Origin of the sequence: Mesorhizobium sp. NZP2298 (assembly GCF_013170825.1) — a bacterium.
In the GTDB taxonomy this organism is placed as follows: Bacteria; Pseudomonadota; Alphaproteobacteria; order Rhizobiales; family Rhizobiaceae; genus Mesorhizobium.
In genome coordinates this window covers 5,585,708-5,604,518 of sequence record NZ_CP033365.1, presented here as the reverse complement: position 1 = coordinate 5,604,518, position 18,811 = coordinate 5,585,708, and the positions used below count along the sequence as shown (strand labels likewise).

Below are 18,811 nucleotides of genomic sequence, written 5' to 3'. Positions count from 1 at the left end.
GCGCTGAGCATGCTGCGATGCCGGCCTACTTCTGTCTGCCGAGCCTGGCAGCGAGGGAACGCCGCACATCCTCTTCCGCTCCGTCCAGCAGGTCGATCAGCACCTTGCTGGTGGCTGCCGAGTCGCGCTTTTCGATGCTCTCGACAATCTGCCGATGCAGGCTGAGCGAATGGCGCTGACCGGCTGGGTTGTCGTCCGAAAGCCGGAAGCTGATCACCAGCGCGGTCTCGATCAAAGCGGCGAGCGAACCGATCAACTCGTTGCCCGACATGTGCAGGATCGCCTGGTGGAAAGCCAGATCCGGCACAGCGAAACGTTCGCCGTCATCACCGGCCTGTTCCATCTCTTCGAGGATTGCCCGCAAATCGGCGATCTGCTCCGGGCTGGCGCGCTGCGCCGCCAAGGCCCCGGCTGTCGGTTCGATCGCGCGGCGCAGCTCGAACAGGGAACGCGCCTCCTCTGCTGTCGTTCTCGAGCCGAAACGCCACAAGAGCACATCCGGATCGAGAAAGTTCCAATCCTTGCGCGGGCGCACCCTGGTCCCGGTCCGGGGGCGCATTTCCACCATGCCCTTGCCAGCCAGAACCTTGACGACTTCACGCAGGCCCGTGCGGCTCGCGCCATAGGAGGCGCTCCAATCGTCGCCATTCGGCAACTGGTCACCGGGAATCAGTTCGCCGCGCACGATGCTGAGGCCGATTTCATTGAGCAGTCTGCCGTGAAGACCGGAATGCGACGAGCCGGCCATGCGCGACGTCATCCGGGACGCCCGAGAGAGAGGGGCTGAATTCTTCATACTATTCCCATTATTCATACGATTGTCACGTACCCGCCCTAGTGAGCACATCGTTGAACTCTCCGCCAGAGCGATCGACGAACCACAGCGCAGATAGCACCCGAAGAGCCACAAAACCTCGTGTCTTGCCATCGCCGGCGGCCGCCACCGTCGTTGGTCGATGTCGTGCGCGTCGAACCGTCGATTACAAACACCAACAGGAACGCGTCAGAAATGTCTTCCAAGATGATCGATCACGCCAGCAGAGCCGCCCTCAAGGGGACGGTCTGTCTTCCGAAAACCATAGCCTCCTGCATCGTTCTGTCCAGTGCGCTCGCCATGACATCGGTGCCGGCGTTTGCCGTCGAGCCCTGGATCATGGTCGAGAAGACGACCTTCACCGGCGACGCGATATCCTCGAAGCAACAGGGCGTGACGACGGACGGCACGAACTGGTATTTCTCCGGCACCAATATTCTCGAGCGCACGGACAGGAACTATAATCCGTCCCTGACTGTCTCGCCCGCCATTCCCAATGTTCTCAAGCTTCCGTCCCAATATTCCGATATCGGGCTGAACCACATCGGCGATATCGATTATGCCGACGGGCTTCTCTATATTTCACTGGACTCGAGCCAGCGCGACCCAGTCACCGGGGGCAAATACGAAAACCCGGTTTTCGCGGTGTATCGCGCGAGTGACCTGAGCTTCACCGGTCAGGCATTTTCGCTCAATCCGCCCCATGGCATCCATGATATTGCCAGTTGGGTGGCCGTCGATGCCAAGAACGGCCTCGGCTACGGCATGGCCTATGAGAACGCGACGGAGATAGCGGTCTACAATCTGTCGGACTGGAGCTTCAAGGAATACATCCCGCTGACGCACACCATCGACCAGGCACAGGGCGGCAAGCTTCTGGACGGCTGGATGTATTTTTCGACCGACAATGACCAGAAGATCATCTACCGGGCGAACCTCAAGACCGGCGAAGTCGAGAATCTGGGCAATCTGAACATCGGCCGCGAACAGGAAGTCGAAGGGCTTTCCTTCAACCAGACGAAGGACGGTTGGTCGATGTACATCCTCAATCGGGAAGCGCTGGAGAGCGACCCCACCGTGGAGGCGGTCGGTTTCTATCGCTATCTGCGTCCCTATGGAAACGCGCTTTCCGGAGAGATCCACGCCGACATCAGCGGCGCTCTTGTTGAGGACAGCCGTTTCGCACGGGACGCCGCGAACAGCCGAATTCGCGCCGCCTTCGATGGGGTTTCCACACCGGTTTTGACGACCGCCAGCATCGACACCGACGGCGTGCGCGCCGCGCCCGCCAATGCCGATGGCATCGTGATCTGGAGCCAGGCACTTGCAATGACTGGCGATACGAACGGCTCCGGCGATGCCGCTGCATTCGGCCGCAACACGACAGGATTCATCGGCGGCGCCGACGCACCGGTCGGAAGCTGGCGGCTCGGCGTGCTCGGCGGTTACAGCCATTCGAGGTTCGATGTCACCGACCGGGCTTCATCCGGTTCGAGCGACAACTACAATCTCGGTGTCTATGCCGGCACGCAACTGGGACAGTTCGGGTTCCGCGCCGGCGCGATCTATGGCTGGCATGACATCGAGACCAGGCGCAACGTGGTCTTCCCCGCCTTCAGCGAACAGCTCTCCGCCGACTACAATGCCGCGACGGCGCAGGCTTTCAGCGAACTGGCCTATCGCTTCGATATCGGACGCAATGCCTTCGAACCCTTCGCCAATCTCGCCTATGTCAATCTGAAGACCGACGGTTTCGCCGAGACCGGCGGCACGACTTCGGCGCTGACGGCACAGAAGACGACGACGGAAAACACCTTCTCGACATTTGGCGTTCGCGCTTCGACCCAGTTCGACACGGGGGTGACCAAGGCCGCCCTGCACGGCATGCTGGGCTGGCAACACGCGTATGGCAACGTCGGTCCGACCTCCGATCTGGCCTTCAACACCGGAGCATCCTTTACCATTTCCGGCGTGCCGATCGCCCGGGATGCGCTGGCGGTCGAAGCCGGGTTCGACGTTCTCCTGTCGTCCAATGCCAAGCTCGGCGCATCCTATTCCGGCCAGATCGCGAAGGATGCCCAGGGACATGCCTTCAAGGTCAGCTTCGATCTGAAACTATAGGGTCGATGTCAGGCTCTTGCGTATCGCGCCGATCACTGTAACGGCCGATGCGGCGCCCGGGTCGATATGCCCGAGCGATCGCTGGCCAAGCCTGGAGGAGCGGCCCTTGGCGGCGATCATGTTCTTGGTCGCTTCAGCACCAGACTCGGCGGCGGCAAGTGCTGCCCCGAGGCTCTCGGCCAAGTTCTTGCCGGCAAGATTGGCCGCGGCGGCGGCTTCCGCCGCCGGCTGCCAGGCATCGACCATCGTCTTCTCGCCCGGCTCCGCCTTGCCGCGATCCTTGATGCCTTGCGCCATGGCCTGGAACAGGGCGATGAAATCCGCCTCCGCCAGCGTCGCCTTGCCCTTGGCGGCGGCGGCGGCGCGCATGAAGGCTGTCGCATAGAGCGGGCCCGAGGAAGCACCGACGGCATTCAGGAACGATTTCGCCGCCGTGTTGAGCAGCGCCGTCGGCTCGATCGCCGCAAGGTCGAGCGAGGCCAGCGCATCGCACACGGCGTTGAAGCCGAGCGCCATGGCAATGCCGTGGTCGGCGTCGCCAATGACGCCGTCAAGCTGGCAGAGCCTGTCCGTGTCGGTCTCGATCGCCACCGCGATCGTATCGAACATTCTTTTCAGGTCGGCGGCATCGATGGTCACGAGAACGCTCTTTCGTCAGCCGGCACGGAACATGGCGCAGTCGCAGGGGTGGTCGAGCATGGTCTGCAATTCCTCGTCGAGATGAAAAAGCGTCACCGAGGCGCCGGCCATTTCCAGCGACGTGCAGTAATTGCCGACCCAGGTCGCGTGGATCGAAACGCCGATATCGTCGAGCCGCTGCTTGACCCGGCGGTTCATGATGTAGAGCTCCATCAGCGGCGTCGAGCCGAGCGAGTTGACCAGCACCGCGACCTTGTCGCCGCGCTTCGGCGCCATCTCGGCGAAAATCTTGTCCAGCATCTCGTCGGTGATTTCGTCGGCGCTTCCAAGCTTGCCGCGGGCGATGCCGGGTTCGCCATGGATGCCCATGCCGATCTCCATTTCGTCGGCGCCGATCTCGAAATTCAGCCGCCTTGTCTGCGGCAGCGAGCAGGGTGACAGGGCCACGCCCATGGTGAAGGTGTGGTCATTGGCCTTGCGCGCGATGCGCTCGACCTCGTCCAGGGAGAGCATGAGGTCGCAGGCGGCACCGGCCGCCTTGAAGATGAAGAAGTTGCCGGCGACGCCGCGGCGCTTCTGCCGCTGGTCGCGCGGTGCCGAGGCGACGTCATCGGTGGTCAGCACGGTGCGCACCTCGATGTCGTCCATCGCGGCCATCTCGGCCGCCATGTCGAAATTCATCACGTCGCCGGCATAGTTGCCGTACATGAACAGGACGCCGGCGCCGCCGCTGACGGCCTTGGCGCATTCGAGGATCGGATCGGGCGGTGGCGAGGCAAAGACATTGCCGATGGCCGCCGCGTCCGCCAGTCCCTTGCCGACAAAGCCGAGAAAGGTCGGCTCGTGGCCGGAGCCGCCGCCGATGACCAGCCCGACCTTGCCGGGCCGCGGCCCGTCGCGGGCGATGATCGAGCGCGGGCTGCCATCCGCGCTCATGAGGTGGCGAGGATGCGCGGCGAGGATCCCGTCGAGCATCTCGTCGACGGCGCGGTTGCCGTCATTGATGATCTTCTTGGTCTGCACCTGCATCCTCCCCGAACTCGGTATTCTCGCAAATACTACCGGGTGTTGTCGCGATTTCCACCCAGCCGGGAAGATTTCATGCCGCGATCTTTTCCCGCGCGGCGAGAATCTGGACGCAGGCGTTGGCCGCTTCCTTGCCCTTGACGATGAAGTGCTCGAAGAAGAAGCGGTGATGCTCGGCGCTGTCGTGATAATTGTGCGGCGTCAGCACCGCCGAAAGCACCGGCACGCCGGTCGACAGCTGCGCGTTCATCATGCCGTCGATGACGGCGCTGGCGACGAACTCATGCCGGTAGATGCCACCATTGACGACGAAGGCCGTGCCGAGGATCGCGGCATAGCGGCCGGTCTCGGCCAAGGTCTTGGCGTGCAGCGGGATCTCGTAGGCGCCGGGCACGTCGAAGACATCGACGGCGAAGCGGTCGCCTCCGATGTCGGCGAGTTCCGCCTCGAAAGCCCTTACGCACTGGTCGACGATATCGGCATGCCAGCGCGCTCTGATGACGGCGATGCGGGTTGTTTCGTAGTCTTTGTGGGAATGCTGATTCATGGGTCCATCCTTCCGTTTCGAACCAGAATCAGGACGCACGACACGAAATCCGGCCCGCCGATGCGGTCCGTTTTCCGTTCGTCCTCTTTCATCCGGACTCTAACCGTCGGCTCCGGAATCACACCGGATCTGCTGACCTTTCCAATTGTCTTGGAAAGCGCTCGCGGGCTTGGGTCCCGTGCATGACGCCGAAAGGAATCATGCACAACCGAGAGTCCTTACCGCCGGTGGGGACTTTCACCCCGCCCTGAGAACATTAACGGGCTTTGTATGGAGGGCAGGGGTGCCACTGTCAACCGGGCGACAGGCCGGTGGCCAATCGCGTTCTGTCGACTGGAGCGATCACGTAAAAGAAGCGTTCTATCGCGTGCGCCACGCGGCCGCCGCTGCGGCAACCAGCATCAGCAGTGCCGCAACCATCGCACAGACCGCAAAGCCGAAGTTGGAATAGAGCGGCCCGAAACCGGTGGTGCCGACAAAGACCGCCAGATAGGTCACCGAGCTGTTCAGGCCCATGATCGTGCCGCGCCGTGAGGGATCGAGCGCCGAAAGACTCATCACCAGCACATTCAGTCCGAAATGATTGGCAAGCCCCCACACCGCCACCATCGCGAGCGTCAGGCCGAAACTGTTGCTGCTTGCGGCGATCGCGACGTAGACGATGGCGACAAGAAGATAGGCGAATGGCATGACGCGGCGAGCGCCCAGGCGATCGATCACCCCGTCGAGGAGAGCAGCCGTGCCGAAGCCGATGCCATAGGCAAGGGCTGCCCAGCCATTGGCGCTCACCGGCTTGCCCAGTCCACTGTGAAGGTGATCGCCGAGATAGCCATAGACACCGTAGAAGGCGGTCATGAAGGCTGCGCAGGCGATGAGAAGCGGCACAATGCCGGGAATGCCGAGCGCCGCCAGCGGTGTCGGGGCCGGGCCGCTCTTCCTGATGCCGCTCAGCGACGTCATCGTGAGACTGGTCAGCGCCAGCATTGCCAGTACCGCGACGGCCGCGAAGACGGCGCGCCAGTGCACGAGATCGGCAAGCACGGCCGAGAGCGAAACGCCGGCCACCATGCTGAGCGTCCATCCGGTCAGCACGACGCCGATGGTCCCGCTTTCGCGGCCGGGCGGTGCGATCGCCGCCGAACTCGCATAGATCGCCGGCATGGCGATGCCGGCGGCAATACCGGCGACGAGCTGGGCCGCGACCAGCATGATCAGTATCGGTGCGGCCGCGCTGGCAACCAGGGCTATGGCCAGCAACAGCAATGCCCCCTGCAGCATCCGGCGAGCGCCGAGCCGGTCGATATAGCGTGCCAGGAACAGGGCGCTTGCCGAGGTCCCGAGGCCAAAGGCGGCCGCTGCGATCATCACGGCCGGGACGCTGCTCGCGAAGGACGACGCCACGGCCGGGGCTATCGGGCCCAGGACCAATGAATTCGAACCGATCACGGCGATGCATCCGGTCAACAGATAGGCGAGGGCCGGGATGGGTGGCCTGGCACCCGTTGGCAGGGCTGTAGCTTGATTGCTGTTCGACATATGGCCATAATGGCCGTATTAAATTCTGTGGCAATTGGGATTGTCGATATGGATGAAGAAACAGATACCATTCCGCGGAACACGCCGGCGCCCCGCGATGTCGACGCAATTGACCGAAAGATATTAGGCGTCCTCGTCGACGATGCCACGGTCAGTTATGCGGAACTCGGCGATCGGGTCGGGCTTTCGCCGCCAGCCGCGCATGAGCGGGTCAAGCGCCTTCGGCGCAGCGGCGCCATTCGCGGCACAGCCGCGATCATCGACCCCAAGGCGGTGAAGAAGCCACTGCTGGCCTTCGTGCATATCGACACCAGGGGCTGGGGCAAGACCCCGGAACTGATGGCGGTTTCGCAATATCCGGAAGTCGAGGAGATCCACACCGTCGCCGGCGACACCTGCATGTTGCTGAAGGTCCGCACCGAAGATACGAGGGCGCTGGAAGGCCTGCTCGCTCGCCTCTACGAAACGCCCGGCGTCACCTCGACCCGCAGCTATGTGGTGCTGTCGACCTATCTCGAACGCCCAGTGCAGCCCGGCGTCACCACGCAATGGCCAACGCCCAACCACATGAGCAAGCCGCTGTATTAGCTGGCATCGGCTCTACGCCCGTTCGGGGAACATCGCCTTCAGACCTTCGCGCGATGCCTTGGCGATGCCGCGTTCGGTGATCAGCCCGGTCACCAGCCGAGCCGGGGTCACATCGAAGGCTGGATTGGCCGCGGGCGTCGCTTCGGGCGAGATGCGCACCTGGGCGATCTCGCCGCCGGCGGTCTTGCCCCATACCAGCGAGACCTCGTCGGCCGAGCGCTGCTCGATCGGGATTTCCTTGAGCCCGTCATGCACCGTCCAGTCGATGGTCGGCGAGGGCAGCGCGACATAGAACGGCACGTCATTATCGGCGGCGGCGAGCGCCTTCAGATAAGTGCCGATCTTGTTGCAGACATCGCCGTCGGCGGTGGTCCGGTCGGTGCCGACAATGACCATGTCGATCGCGCCGCGCTGCATCAGATGGCCGCCTGCATTGTCGACGATCAGTGTGTGTGGCACGCCGTGGCCGGCCATCTCCCAGGCGGTCAGCTGGGCGCCCTGGTTGCGCGGGCGGGTCTCGTCGACATAGACGTGGACCGGAATGCCGGCTTCGGTTGCCAGATAGATCGGCGCGGTGGCGGTACCGTAATCGACGGTGGCCAGCCAGCCGGCGTTGCAATGCGTCAGGATGTTGACCGTCTCACCCGGCTGCTTGCGTGCCGCGATCGCCTTGATGACGGCAAGACCGTTCTCGCCAATGGCGCGGTTCAGACCGACATCCTCGTCGGCGATCTCACTGGCGCGCCGATAGGCGGCTTCGGCGCGTTGTTCTTTTGGCAGCGGCTTGAGGAAGCGCCGCATCTCGTCGAGCGCCCAACGCAGGTTGATCGCCGTCGGGCGTGTCTCGTGCAGCGTCTCCCATACGGCATCGAGCGCTTCGTCGGACGGGTCGTCGGCCATCTGCAGGGCAACACCATAGGCGGCGGTGACGCCGATCAGCGGCGCGCCGCGCACCCACATGTCGCGGATGGCGGTGGCGATGCCGGAAACCGTGCCGATCGTCTCGATGCGGAAATCATGCGGCAGCCAGCGCTGGTCGATAATGTCAACCGAACGTCCGTCGTCGCTCAGCCAGATGGTGCGATAGTGGCGCTCGCCGACGTTCAAATGCTGCTCTCCTGTTCGATCAGCGCGGCCAGATTGTTGACCTCGTCGATGCTGTGTATCCGCCGCCGGTTGACGGCGATGTGACGGCCGAATTTCAGCGCTTTCGCCTCGCAGGAGGCGCGCAGATCCTTGTCGGCGATGGTCTCGAAATCGGCATTGTGGGCGAGGCCGAGGATGCGACGGTGCACCTCGATGCCGGCAAAGCCGAGCAGGTCGGTCCAGATCTGGTGCAGCACATGGTCGAGCGCCTGCTCGGCACCCAGCCTGTCGCCCTGATCCTCGAACAGGCTTTGTTGATAGAGCATTCCGGTGCGCTCGCTGCGCCACAAATGCGAGAACTCGGCGCGGAACACCGCCCATGTCTCCGCGGTGACCCCAAGCAGATAGGCGCGCATCGCATCGCGCTTGCCTTTCTCCTCGTGGCCACGCTGCGAGAAGAACGACATCCAGAAATTGGCGAGCAGCATGCCGACATCGAAGGCCATCGGCCCGTAGAAGGCGAACTCCGGATCGATCATCCTGGTCTCACTGTCGGTGACCATGATCGAGCCGGAATGTAAATCGCCATGCAGCAGCGTCTCGGCATTGGCGGCGAAGATGTGCTTCAGCCGTTGCGCCTCGACCTTGAGGTCGCGGTCGGCACGCAGGTCCGCAACCAGACCGTCGAGTTGCGGCGAGGTATGCCGGTTCAACTTGGCGTCGAAATAGGGATCGGAGAACACCAGGTTCTCGGTGATGTCGCAGAGGTCGACATTGTCGGCGAACAGCGCCAGATCGGCCTTGCGATCCCTCGTCACCATCGACAGGTCCGAACCGCGAAACAGCGTCCGAGCCATGAACAGGCCGATATCCCTGGCAATGTTGGGCAATTGGCGCCCGTCGATCAGGGCGCGCCTGAGAATGGTGTGTGGGGGCGCCAGATACTCCATGATGATCAGCGCCTGGCCTTGATCGAAATGATAGATCGCCGGCACCGAGCCCGGCGCGCGCGCCTCCTGACGGGTCAGCGCGTGATACTCAAAGAAGGAACGCTTCAGCGGCAGCGGCCAGCTGTCGCCGACCAGCCGGACATAGGGCAGGGCCTGCTTGACGATGGCGCCGCCGCCGGCACCCTCGACGATGAACACCAGGTTCAGATTGCCGTCGCCGACTTCGCGGACCTTCCATTGTGTCGTGTCCTTGCCGATCTTCGCGCACAGTGCCTCGTTCGTGCCGAGGCGCGTTGCAAGCGTCTCCACCGACAATGCTTCGAACGGCAATTTCCCAGTCATTCGTCTCCCTCCCGCCTGTGCGCTCCGATCATAAGGGAGCCTTAGCGGCGGGGCCAAGCTAGGAAGCTGTCTGGCAATTGTCAATCGTGTTGACAATTGCCGATATTGACCATAGCGTCGAGGTCAGGGAGGAACGCATGGTCGGCAATGCCGTGTTCCGCGTAGAGGGACTGAGGAAATCCTTTGGCCGCAACGAGGTGCTTGGCGGCATCTCGCTTGAGCTGCATTCCGGCGAAGTGACCGTGCTGATGGGCGCCAACGGCGCCGGCAAATCCACCCTCGTCAAGATCATCAGCGGCGTCTACGAGCGTGGCGGCGGCACCATGACGCTTGCCGGGCAGGACTTCGCGCCGAACACGCCGGCGGAAGCGATCCGCTCCGGCGTCGTCACCGTGCATCAGAACATCAATGACGGTGTCGTGGCCGACCTCGACGTGGCCACCAACCTGACGCTCGACAGGCTGAGCGGGAAGGCCGCACCGACCCTGTTCAATCCGGCCCGGGTGCGCCGCGAGGCCAAGGCCGTCGCCGACCGCATGGGGCTGGCCATCGATCTCAAGGCCCGCGTCAACGACCTTTCGCTGGCCGATCGCCAGATGGTGGCGATCGCACGCGCCCTGGCGCACCAGCCGAAGGTGCTGATCCTCGACGAGCCGACCTCCTCGCTCTCCAGCGCCGAAGCCGACCGGTTGTTCGCCCTGGTCGACAGGCTTCGCGAACAGGGCGTGGCGATCCTCTACATCTCGCACCGCATGTCTGACATCAGGCGGCTTGCCGATCGCATCGTCTCCATGCGTGACGGCATCGTTTCAGGTGTCTTCGACACCAAGCCGCTCGATTATGAAGGCGCGGTCAATGCCATGCTCGGCCGCAAGATCCATCTTGACCAGATCGTTGCCAGAAGTTCCGCCAAGGTGGTCCTGACCGTTGAAGGCCTGCGTATAGGGCAGGGCGCCAGGCCGATCTCGCTGACGCTTGGCGATGGCGAGGTCGTCGCCATCACCGGCCTCGTCGGTGTCGGCAAGACCGCTTTTGCCGAAACGCTGTTCGGTGTGCGCAAGCCGCTGTCGGGTACGATGACGATGAACGGTAGGCCCTACGCGCCGCGATCCGCCGGTGATGCGATCGCCGCCGGCGTGTTCCTCGTCGCCAAGGACCGCGCCACCAGCGGCATTGTCGGCGGCTTCAACATCGAGCGTAATGTCAGCCTGCCGTTCCTGAAGCGGATGTCGAATCTGAGCGTGCTCAAGCGCCGGCTCGAACGCGCAACCGCGCGCCGGCAGATCGAGGAACTCAGCATCGTCTGCCGCTCCGAGAAGGACGAAATGTCGGCACTGTCGGGCGGCAACCAGCAGAAGGTGATGGTCGCCCGCTGGATGGCGCAGAACGCCGCACTATTCATCCTCGACGAGCCGTTTCAGGGCGTCGATATCTCGGCCAGGCGCGACATCGCCGCCAAGCTCAGGGCAAGCGCCCATGGCCGCGCGACGCTTTTGTTCGTCACCGAACTCGACGAGGCGCTGGAGACGGCCGACCGAATCCTGGTGATGTCGGAACACACGATCGTCGGCGAACACCGCAACGCCGAAGTCGATCTCGATCGCCTGCTGGCCGAGGTCGCCGGCGGGCCGCTGCACAGCGCTGCCTGAGCGTGACGGTCGATAGAATTGGAATGGAGAGATTATGGGTTCGAGTTGGGTAAAGTGGGCAGCGGCGCCGGGGTGCGCTGAATGACGCTTCGCGACTACGCAATCCGCTACGGATTCATCGTCCTGCTGGTCGGGCTCGTCGCCTATTTCGCGATCGCGGCCGACGGTTTCGTCTCGCCGCAAAGTGCCGTCTTCATCTTCCAGTCCGTGGCCATCACCGGCGTGCTGGCGCTTGGTGTGACCGCCACGCTGGTTGTCGGCGGCTTCGACCTGTCGATCGGCTCGGTCGCCACATCGGCCATGATGGCAGCTGCCTATGTCATGGTGGTGCTGGAGCAGAATGCCGTCGTCGCCGTGGTCGTCTGTCTGCTCATCGGCGCCATTGTCGGCCTGATCAATGGCTGGCTGATCGTCTATATGCGCGTGCCGGATCTGCTCGCCACGCTCGGCATGATGTTCCTGCTTGTCGGCTTGCAGCGCATTCCGACCGAGGGCCGCTCGATCGCCACCGGCATGACCATGCCCGACGGTTCGGTCGCCAATGGCAAGTTCGGCGCCGCCTTCCTGGCACTCGGCCGCCACCGCTTCGACTTCTTCATCCCGAACCTCATTCCGGTGTCGGTTGTCGTGCTGCTGGTGTTGGCCGTGGTGATCTGGTTCTTCCTCGAATACACCCGCTTTGGTCGCATGATGTATGCCGTGGGCTCCAATGAGCGCGCCGCTGAACTCGCCGGTGCGCCTGTCAAGGCATACAAGATCTGGGCCTACGTTATTTCAGGAGTTTTTGCCTCGATCGGCGGCATTTTGCTCGCGGCTCGGCTTGGACGCGGCGATATCGCCTCGGGTAATAATTTGCTGCTCGATGCGGTCGCCGCGGCGCTGATCGGCTACGCGGTGCTTGGCGCCGCCAAGCCGAACGCCTTCGGCACCGCTGTCGGCGCGCTGTTCGTCGGCATCCTGCTGCAAGGCCTGACGATGATGAACGCGCCTTACTACACGCAGGATTTCGTCAAGGGCGTGGTTCTGGTCGTCGCCCTTGTCTTCACCTTTGCCTTGTCGGGCAGGGGCCGTAGATAGTTTCGGCCGGATAGGATTTTGGGCTCAACAGAGTGGAGGAAAACAAGGTGAACATCACAAGAAGACTTCTGGGGAAGGTGGCGCTCGGGCTGGCCGGCGCAACCATGCTGATGCAGGTGCCGGCTTTTGGCGCGGACAAGCCAGCGCCGTTCGACAAGCCCGGCGTCAAGATCGCGCTGGTGCGCTATCTCTCGACCGGCGACTTCTTCCAGGCCTATCTCTCGGGCGTCGAGGCGCAGTCGAAAGCGCTCGGCATCGACCTGCGCGTGCTCGACAGCCGCCAGGACGCCGCCCTTCAGTCCGACATGGTCGACCAGGCGATCGCGCTCGGCGTGCAGGGCATCATCATCCAGCACGGGCTGACGGAATCGATGAAGGACGCCGCGCAGCGCGCCGTTGACGCCGGCATCAAGGTGGTAGCCTTCGACGTCAATGTAGAAAATCCGAAGATCCCGCAGATCGAACAGTCGGACAAAGACCTTGCCCGCCTCGCGCTCGAGCAGGCGGTCAAGGACAATGGCGAGAGCTGGAACGCCGGCTATGTCTATGTCGCCGGCATCGCGCCGCTCGACCGCCGCAACGAGACCTGGGTCGATGTGAAGAAGAAGTATTCGGGCATCAAGGAAGTGGCCATGTTCGGCACGCTCGACAACCCGATCGCCAACTCCGTCGCCAACCAGGCTCGTTCGGTGCTGTCGGCTCATCCCGATATCAAGGTGATGTTTGCCCCCTATGACGAATTCGCCAAGGGCGTGAAGATCGCCGTCGACGAAGCCGGCCTGAACAAGGGCATCAAGATCTATTCGGCCGATATCTCGACTTCGGATATCGCGGCGATGCGCGAGCCCGACAGCGCCTGGGCTGCGACCGCGGCGACCAACCCGGCCGTTGTCGGCCAGGTCTCGGTGCGCGCTCTGGCACAGCTGCTCGCCGGTGAGGACCCCGGCCACAACGTCATCGTGCCGCCGACGCTGATCACCCAGAAGGAACTGATCGACAAGGACATCAAGAACATGGAAGACCTGTCGGCCAAGCTGCCGCAGTTCGCCCATGCCGATGTCGCCATGCCGGCCTGGATGCCGAACCCGAACGCCAAGTAAGGGTCGTCACGACAGATATGAAAAGGGCGGCCCGTGAGCCGCCCTTTTTGTTGTCAGTCGGAAATGCCTACCGCAGCGCCGCCGCGATGTTGCCGCCGTCGACGGTCGTCACATCAGCGGTGGTGCGTTCGGCCAGCGCGTGATGCAGGAAGGCCTGAGCCACGTCCTGTGCGGTCACTTCCTGGCCGAGCAGATTGCCGGACATGTACTCCTTCTCCGAGACGCCGCGCGCGCCGGAGCGGCTGGCGATCATGGCGTCGGTCAGAAGGCCGGACCGGATGCGATCGGCGTTGACGGCGTTGGAGCGGATGCCGTGGGCGCCGTAGTCGAGCGCATATTGCCTGGACAGGAACAAAGTCGCCGCCTTCGGTACGCCATAGGCGCCGAATTTCGGGCCGGGGTTCACCGCCTGCTTGGAGGTGTTGAACAAAAGCGCCCCGCCCGTGCCCTGTTCGAGCATGATGCGCACCGCGTTCTGCGCCGCCGATTGGTGGGCGAAGAAATTGAGCTCGAAGCTCTTGCGCAGAAGCGCATCATCGAGTTCGCCGATCCGCCCTTCCCAGGCCGCCCCCGCGTTGGAGACCAGGATGTCGATGCCGCCGAAGACGGCAACCGCTTTGTCGAAGGCGGCACGCAGTTGGGCCGGATCGGTGATGTCGGCGGCGACGCCGATCGAATTGTTGCCGGCCTTCTTGGCGGCATCAGCAGCCTTGTCGGCATCGAGATCGACAACGACGGCATGGGCGCCATTCTCGGCGAACAGTTTTGCGGTCGCCGCCCCGATCGCGCCGGCGCCGCCGGTGATCAGCACCACTTGGCCAGTCAGCGGCTTCGGCTTGTTGGAGGCAAGCTTGGCCTGTTCGAGGGACCAGTATTCCAGCGGGAACAGATCAGCCTTGGACAGCGGATGGAACCGGCCGACCGCTTCCGCGCCGCGCACCGCCTCGATCCACATTTCGCCAACGTCGGAGGCGATCTTGGCATCCTTCAGCGTGCGGCCATGGCCGAACATGCCGAGGCCCGGCACCAGCGTCAGGCGCGGCATCGGGTCGAGCATGATGCGCTTGACGTCGTCGAGCGCGTCATTGGTCTCGAAATAGGCGCGATAATCCTTGGCGAAGGCGTCGACATGGCTCTTGATGACGGCCTTGTAGTCGCCGGCCTTGTCGGCATCGGGCGCCGGCACCGCCATCGGGCCGGTCTTGATGCGGATCGACAGGTCGGGTGTCGACACGCCGCGTCCGGCATAGTCGGCGATCGCGGCCGAGTTGATGAAATCGACGATCGCGTCCGAGGTGCGGAAGTCGGAGATCATGCGGTCAAAACGGCCTTCGCCGCGCGACACCGCGACGGCGCCGCGCAGCATCGGCGCGATGGAGGCCGGTGTCGCGAGCTTTGCCGGTAGCGCGGCCTTCGCCGCCTTCGGCTTGGCATGCTTGGCCACATAGTCCTCGGCGACATTCACATAGTGGATCATCCGGTCATAGGCCTGCCTGGCGTCGTCGCCGAAGGTGAAGATGCCGTGCTTGTCGAGGATCAGGCCTTCAACGGTCGGGTCGGCATCGAAAACGTCGGCCGCCGCCTTGGCAAGGTCGAAGCCTGGCATGATGTAGGGCACGTAGCCCATCTTGCTGCCGAAGACGGTCTTCACCAGCGGCTTCGAGTCTTCCTGGTCCACGATGGCCAGGATCGCGGTCGAATGGGTGTGGTCGACGAATTTGTGCGGCAGGAAGGCATGCAGCAAAGTTTCGACCGAGGGATTGGGGGAGGACGGATCGATCAGGTTCGCCCGCTGCAGCGCCACCATGTCCTCGTCGGAGAGCTTGTCCAGCGCGCGCGCCTTGAGCAGGGCGCCCATCTTGACCGCCGGCAGGCCTTGCGGCTCGATGACGGCCATGTCCCAGCCGCTGCCCTTGACGCAGAGCACGTCCCATTTATCGCCGACGAGGTCGGTCGCCTTGATCTTGCAGGAAGTGTTGCCGCCGCCATGCAGCACCAGCTGCGGCACACCGCCCAGCAGCCGCGTGGTGTAGACGCGCAAGGCCAGGTCGCGGCCGACGCCCTTCTTGGCATAGTCGGCAACAAGTTTCTCCGCCGCTTCGTCGTTCCACAGGTTCTTCATGTTCGCTTCGTCCAGTTGCTGTCTTGGGTGGTGAACAGGAATGCCGCGACGCCTTGATGACAATGCGCCGGCGAAAGATTGCTTATTCAGGATGCCTTTTGGGTTGCCGCTCCGGCATGATCGAGCAGCCGCTGCGCCATATGCGCGCCGACCACGAGATGTGTGCAAAGCCCGCCGGCGATCGCCGCGAGCAGCGGTTCGAACTTGCTGTCCTCCTGCACCACCATCAGCCGCCTGGCGATGGCGCGCAGCGAGGCAAGCTCGGCGGAGATCACCCGGCGGTTGTAGCTGCAGTCGAGCACCTTGCCCTCGGCGTCGATGATCTGCCCGGCAATGACGCCCTCGGCACCTCGGCTGCGCAACTCCGCCATCTCGCCCGGTGTCAGCGCGCCGCATTTGACCAGATGGCTCTCGGCGTCGACCGCGCCGACCGAGTAAAGCGCGAGATCGCAGTCCTTGATACCCGACAACTGCTCGCGGATCACCGGTTCGTCCCGCAGCGCGCGCGCCAGCTCTTCCGTCGACAGCACCAGCGGCGCATAGAAGTTCAACCCCTTGGCGTTGAGCCGGCGCGCGATTTCCATGGTGCACTGGTCGGGCCGATAGGAGTAGGGCGCGCCGAGATTGCCGCAGAGCTGCACCACCGTGACATCCTGCAGGTCGGCATAGGACATGATGTCGGCGATCATGTAGACGGTGCGGCCCCAGGCAACGCCGATGCGGTCACCCTTCTTGACCAGTTCCAGAAAGACGCTCGCCGCCAGCACGGCGATGTCAATCGAAGGGTCCGGGATATGGCCGTTCTCCGGCGCGATCCAGACGGCGTCGAGGCCCAGCGCGTCCTCGAGCTTGCGCGCCATGACATCATCGGTGAACAGCTGCGTCGAGGTCGAGATGTTGACGATGCCCGTCTCGCGCGCCTTGCGCAGATACATGGCCACCGAAGCACGGGAAATGTTAAGCTGGCTCGCAACCTGGTCCTGCCGCAGGCCATGCGCGTAGTAGAGCCAGGCGGCCTTGTGAATGAGCTGTTCTGCCGGTCGGATCGCCATGCCGTCTCCTCGGCTGACATTAGTCACGGCTCTCGACAAAAGTCAAATTCGGATGCGGGGACACGATCGTCTCTGGGCGAGGTTTATCCGGGATCGCCATTCTACAAAGCCTGGATAGCATAGCATTTTCGGCCATCCGGGGGGATGGCCTGACGAGAGTCCTGAGGTTAGAAAGCTCGAAAAGAACTTTGGGGAGAACGGGATGGGCAATCCCTACGAACAGGATCTCGACAGGAACGCCGCCAACCACCAGCCGCTGACGCCGCTTACCTATCTGGAGCGCGCCGCAAAGACCTATCCTGATCATATCGCCATCATCCATGGCGGCCAGCGCATCTCCTATCGCGAATTCTGGCGCCGCTCGCTGAAGCTCGCCTCGGCGCTTCAGAAGCGCGGCATCGGCAAGGGCGACACGGTCACCGTCATGTTGTCCAACACGCCGCCAATGCTGGAGGCGCATTTTGGCGTGCCGATGACCAAGGCGGTGCTGCATTCGCTCAACACCCGCCTTGACGCCGCGATCATCGCCTTCCAACTCGACCATGCCGAGACCAAGGCGCTGATCGTCGATCGTGAATTCTCGGGTGTCGTCCGGCAGGCGCTTGATCTGGCCAAGGTCAAGCCGCTGGTCATCGACTACGACGATCCCGAATACGCCGCCGACGCGCCCTATCCGAAAGGCGAGCGGATCGGCGCATCAGACTATGAGGACTTTGTCGCCGGCGGCGACGAGGACTTCGCCTGGTCGATGCCCGACGATGAATGGGACGCCATCTCGCTCAACTACACCTCCGGCACGACAGGCAATCCCAAGGGCGTCGTCTACCACCATCGCGGGGCGGCGCTGATGGCCTACACCAACACCATCCATGCCGGCATGGCCAAGCACGCCGTCTATCTCTGGACGCTGCCGATGTTCCATTGCAACGGCTGGTGTTTTCCGTGGACGCTCGCCGTCCAGGCCGGCACCCATGTCTGCCTGCGCTGGGTGCGGCCGAAGCCGATCTACGACGCCATCGCCGATCATGGCGTTACCCATCTGTGTGGCGCGCCGGTCGTGATGTCGGTGCTGATCAACGCCAGGGACGAGGACAAGCGTGAGTTCCCGCAGATCGTGACCTTCAACACCGCGGCCGCTCCGCCGCCGGAAGCCGTGCTGTCGGGCATGGCCGATGCCGGCTTTGCCGTCACCCACCTCTACGGCCTGACCGAGACCTATGGTCCGGCCGTGGTCAACGAATGGCACGGTGAATGGGACGGTCTGGCAAAAGGCGAGCGCAGCGCCAAGAAGGCACGGCAGGGGGTCCGCTACGCAGCACTCGAAGGGCTGACCGTCATGCATCCCGAGACGATGCAGACGACGCCGCCCGACGGAGAGACGATCGGCGAGGTCATGTTCCGCGGCAACATCGTCATGAAGGGTTATCTGAAGAACCGCAAGGCAAGCGACGATGCCTTCGCCGGCGGCTGGTTCCACTCGGGTGATCTCGGCGTCATGCATCCCGACGGCTACATCCAGCTCAAGGACCGTTCCAAGGACATCATCATCTCGGGTGGCGAGAACATTTCCTCGATCGAGGTCGAGGACGCACTCTACAAACACCCATCCGTTGCCTCTTGTGGCGTGGTGGCGCGTCATGATGACAAGTGGGGTGAGGTGCCCGTGGCCTATGTCGAACTGAAGCCCGGCAAGACCGCGACCGAGGCCGAGATCATCGAGCATTGCCGTGCGCTGCTTGCCCGCTTCAAAGTGCCGAAAGCGGTGATATTTGCGGAGATACCGAAGACGTCGACGGGCAAGATCCAGAAGTTCCGGCTCCGGGAGATGGCCAAGGGGACGTAGCTGCACCGTCATTCTTGCCATGGCCTCGACAATTTGTCGCGGACCTGCCTGACGTGGTTATCCTAGGGTGGATCAGTCGCGAAGCGACGTCGCGGAACCCTGGGATCCATGCCGCGACCTAGCGGCCGTGCTCCAACGGCTCTTCGCAGGCTGTCGATGCTGATCCGCGTAACGCTTTGATCCGTCTCATTCTTCGGCAGACGTCCCGGCATGGATCCTGGGGAGTGCGCTGCGTCGCTGCGCCCTAGAATGACGAATTCATGGGGCCGATCCCAATCGCGAGCGCCGGTTGTCGCACCCGCCCACTGTCACCATCTGT

15 protein-coding genes and 1 riboswitch are annotated in these 18,811 nt (G+C 63.3%); of the genes, 6 read left to right on the top strand and 9 right to left on the bottom strand.

Annotated features, from left to right (window positions below; all coding sequences use genetic code 11):
• Positions 1-25: 25 nt before the first annotated feature.
• On the bottom strand, positions 26-928 hold the full coding sequence (locus EB231_RS27135) for a FadR/GntR family transcriptional regulator (RefSeq protein WP_246740725.1): 903 nt from the start codon (positions 926-928) through the stop codon (positions 26-28).
• 81 nt (positions 929-1,009) lie between these two features.
• Here EB231_RS27135 and EB231_RS27130 point away from each other — a divergent pair, with 81 nt between their 5' ends.
• A complete protein-coding gene (locus EB231_RS27130; RefSeq protein WP_172351513.1) occupies positions 1,010-2,935 on the top strand; it encodes an autotransporter outer membrane beta-barrel domain-containing protein in 1,926 nt (641 codons plus the stop codon).
• On the opposite strand, the gene dhaL is transcribed toward EB231_RS27130, so the two are convergent.
• The 4 genes from dhaL to EB231_RS27110 form a co-directional block, all read right to left on the bottom strand.
• Positions 2,930-3,574, bottom strand: coding sequence for a dihydroxyacetone kinase subunit DhaL (gene dhaL / locus EB231_RS27125; protein ID WP_172351512.1), 645 nt, complete (start codon positions 3,572-3,574; stop codon positions 2,930-2,932). The two genes, EB231_RS27130 and dhaL, sit on opposite strands and share 6 nt — an antisense overlap.
• A 15-nt stretch (positions 3,575-3,589) precedes the next feature.
• Entirely contained in the window at positions 3,590-4,603 is a 1,014-nt protein-coding gene (locus EB231_RS27120; RefSeq protein ID WP_172351511.1) for a dihydroxyacetone kinase subunit DhaK, read from the bottom strand.
• 70 nt (positions 4,604-4,673) lie between these two features.
• Positions 4,674-5,147 (bottom strand): 6,7-dimethyl-8-ribityllumazine synthase, encoded by a 474-nt coding sequence (locus EB231_RS27115; RefSeq protein WP_172351510.1) that lies wholly within the window; start codon positions 5,145-5,147, stop codon positions 4,674-4,676.
• Positions 5,148-5,223: 76 nt separating this feature from the next.
• A riboswitch (FMN riboswitch) is annotated at positions 5,224-5,406 on the bottom strand.
• 101 nt (positions 5,407-5,507) lie between these two features.
• A complete protein-coding gene (locus EB231_RS27110; protein ID WP_172351509.1) occupies positions 5,508-6,683 on the bottom strand; it encodes an MFS transporter in 1,176 nt (391 codons plus the stop codon).
• 48 nt (positions 6,684-6,731) lie between these two features.
• Between EB231_RS27110 and EB231_RS27105 the strand changes: the two genes are divergently transcribed.
• Positions 6,732-7,271, top strand: coding sequence for an Lrp/AsnC family transcriptional regulator (locus tag EB231_RS27105; protein WP_056564366.1), 540 nt, complete (start codon positions 6,732-6,734; stop codon positions 7,269-7,271).
• 12 nt (positions 7,272-7,283) lie between these two features.
• Here EB231_RS27105 and mtnA read toward each other — a convergent pair whose 3' ends face one another.
• Both mtnA and mtnK read right to left on the bottom strand, forming a co-directional pair.
• Positions 7,284-8,378 carry an S-methyl-5-thioribose-1-phosphate isomerase gene (gene mtnA / locus EB231_RS27100; RefSeq protein WP_172351508.1) on the bottom strand — a complete coding sequence of 365 codons (1,095 nt, stop codon included), beginning with the start codon at positions 8,376-8,378 and terminating at the stop codon, positions 7,284-7,286.
• The gene (mtnK, locus tag EB231_RS27095) at positions 8,375-9,649 is read right to left on the bottom strand and encodes an S-methyl-5-thioribose kinase (RefSeq protein ID WP_172351507.1); all 1,275 of its coding nucleotides are present in this window, start codon (positions 9,647-9,649) and stop codon (positions 8,375-8,377) included. The genes mtnA and mtnK overlap by 4 nt, the downstream gene beginning before the upstream one ends.
• Before the next feature lie 137 nt (positions 9,650-9,786).
• Here mtnK and EB231_RS27090 point away from each other — a divergent pair, with 137 nt between their 5' ends.
• From EB231_RS27090 to EB231_RS27080, 3 genes are all read left to right on the top strand, one after another.
• Positions 9,787-11,298: a sugar ABC transporter ATP-binding protein gene (locus tag EB231_RS27090; protein WP_172351506.1), complete on the top strand. Its 1,512-nt coding sequence runs from the start codon at positions 9,787-9,789 to the stop codon at positions 11,296-11,298.
• Between the two features lie 81 nt (positions 11,299-11,379).
• The gene (locus tag EB231_RS27085; RefSeq protein WP_172351505.1) at positions 11,380-12,375 is read left to right on the top strand and encodes an ABC transporter permease; all 996 of its coding nucleotides are present in this window, start codon (positions 11,380-11,382) and stop codon (positions 12,373-12,375) included.
• 47 nt (positions 12,376-12,422) lie between these two features.
• A complete protein-coding gene (locus EB231_RS27080) occupies positions 12,423-13,475 on the top strand; it encodes a substrate-binding domain-containing protein (protein WP_172351504.1) in 1,053 nt (350 codons plus the stop codon).
• Between the two features lie 67 nt (positions 13,476-13,542).
• Here the strand turns inward: EB231_RS27080 and EB231_RS27075 are convergent, their stop codons facing one another.
• On the bottom strand, positions 13,543-15,597 hold the full coding sequence (locus EB231_RS27075) for a bifunctional aldolase/short-chain dehydrogenase (protein ID WP_172351503.1): 2,055 nt from the start codon (positions 15,595-15,597) through the stop codon (positions 13,543-13,545).
• A gap of 86 nt (positions 15,598-15,683) precedes the next feature.
• Positions 15,684-16,649, bottom strand: coding sequence for a sugar-binding transcriptional regulator (locus tag EB231_RS27070; RefSeq protein ID WP_172351502.1), 966 nt, complete (start codon positions 16,647-16,649; stop codon positions 15,684-15,686).
• A 202-nt stretch (positions 16,650-16,851) separates the two neighbouring features.
• On the opposite strand from EB231_RS27070, the gene EB231_RS27065 reads away from it, so the two are divergent.
• Positions 16,852-18,492, top strand: coding sequence for an acyl-CoA synthetase (locus tag EB231_RS27065; protein ID WP_172351501.1), 1,641 nt, complete (start codon positions 16,852-16,854; stop codon positions 18,490-18,492).
• Positions 18,493-18,811 lie beyond the last annotated feature (319 nt).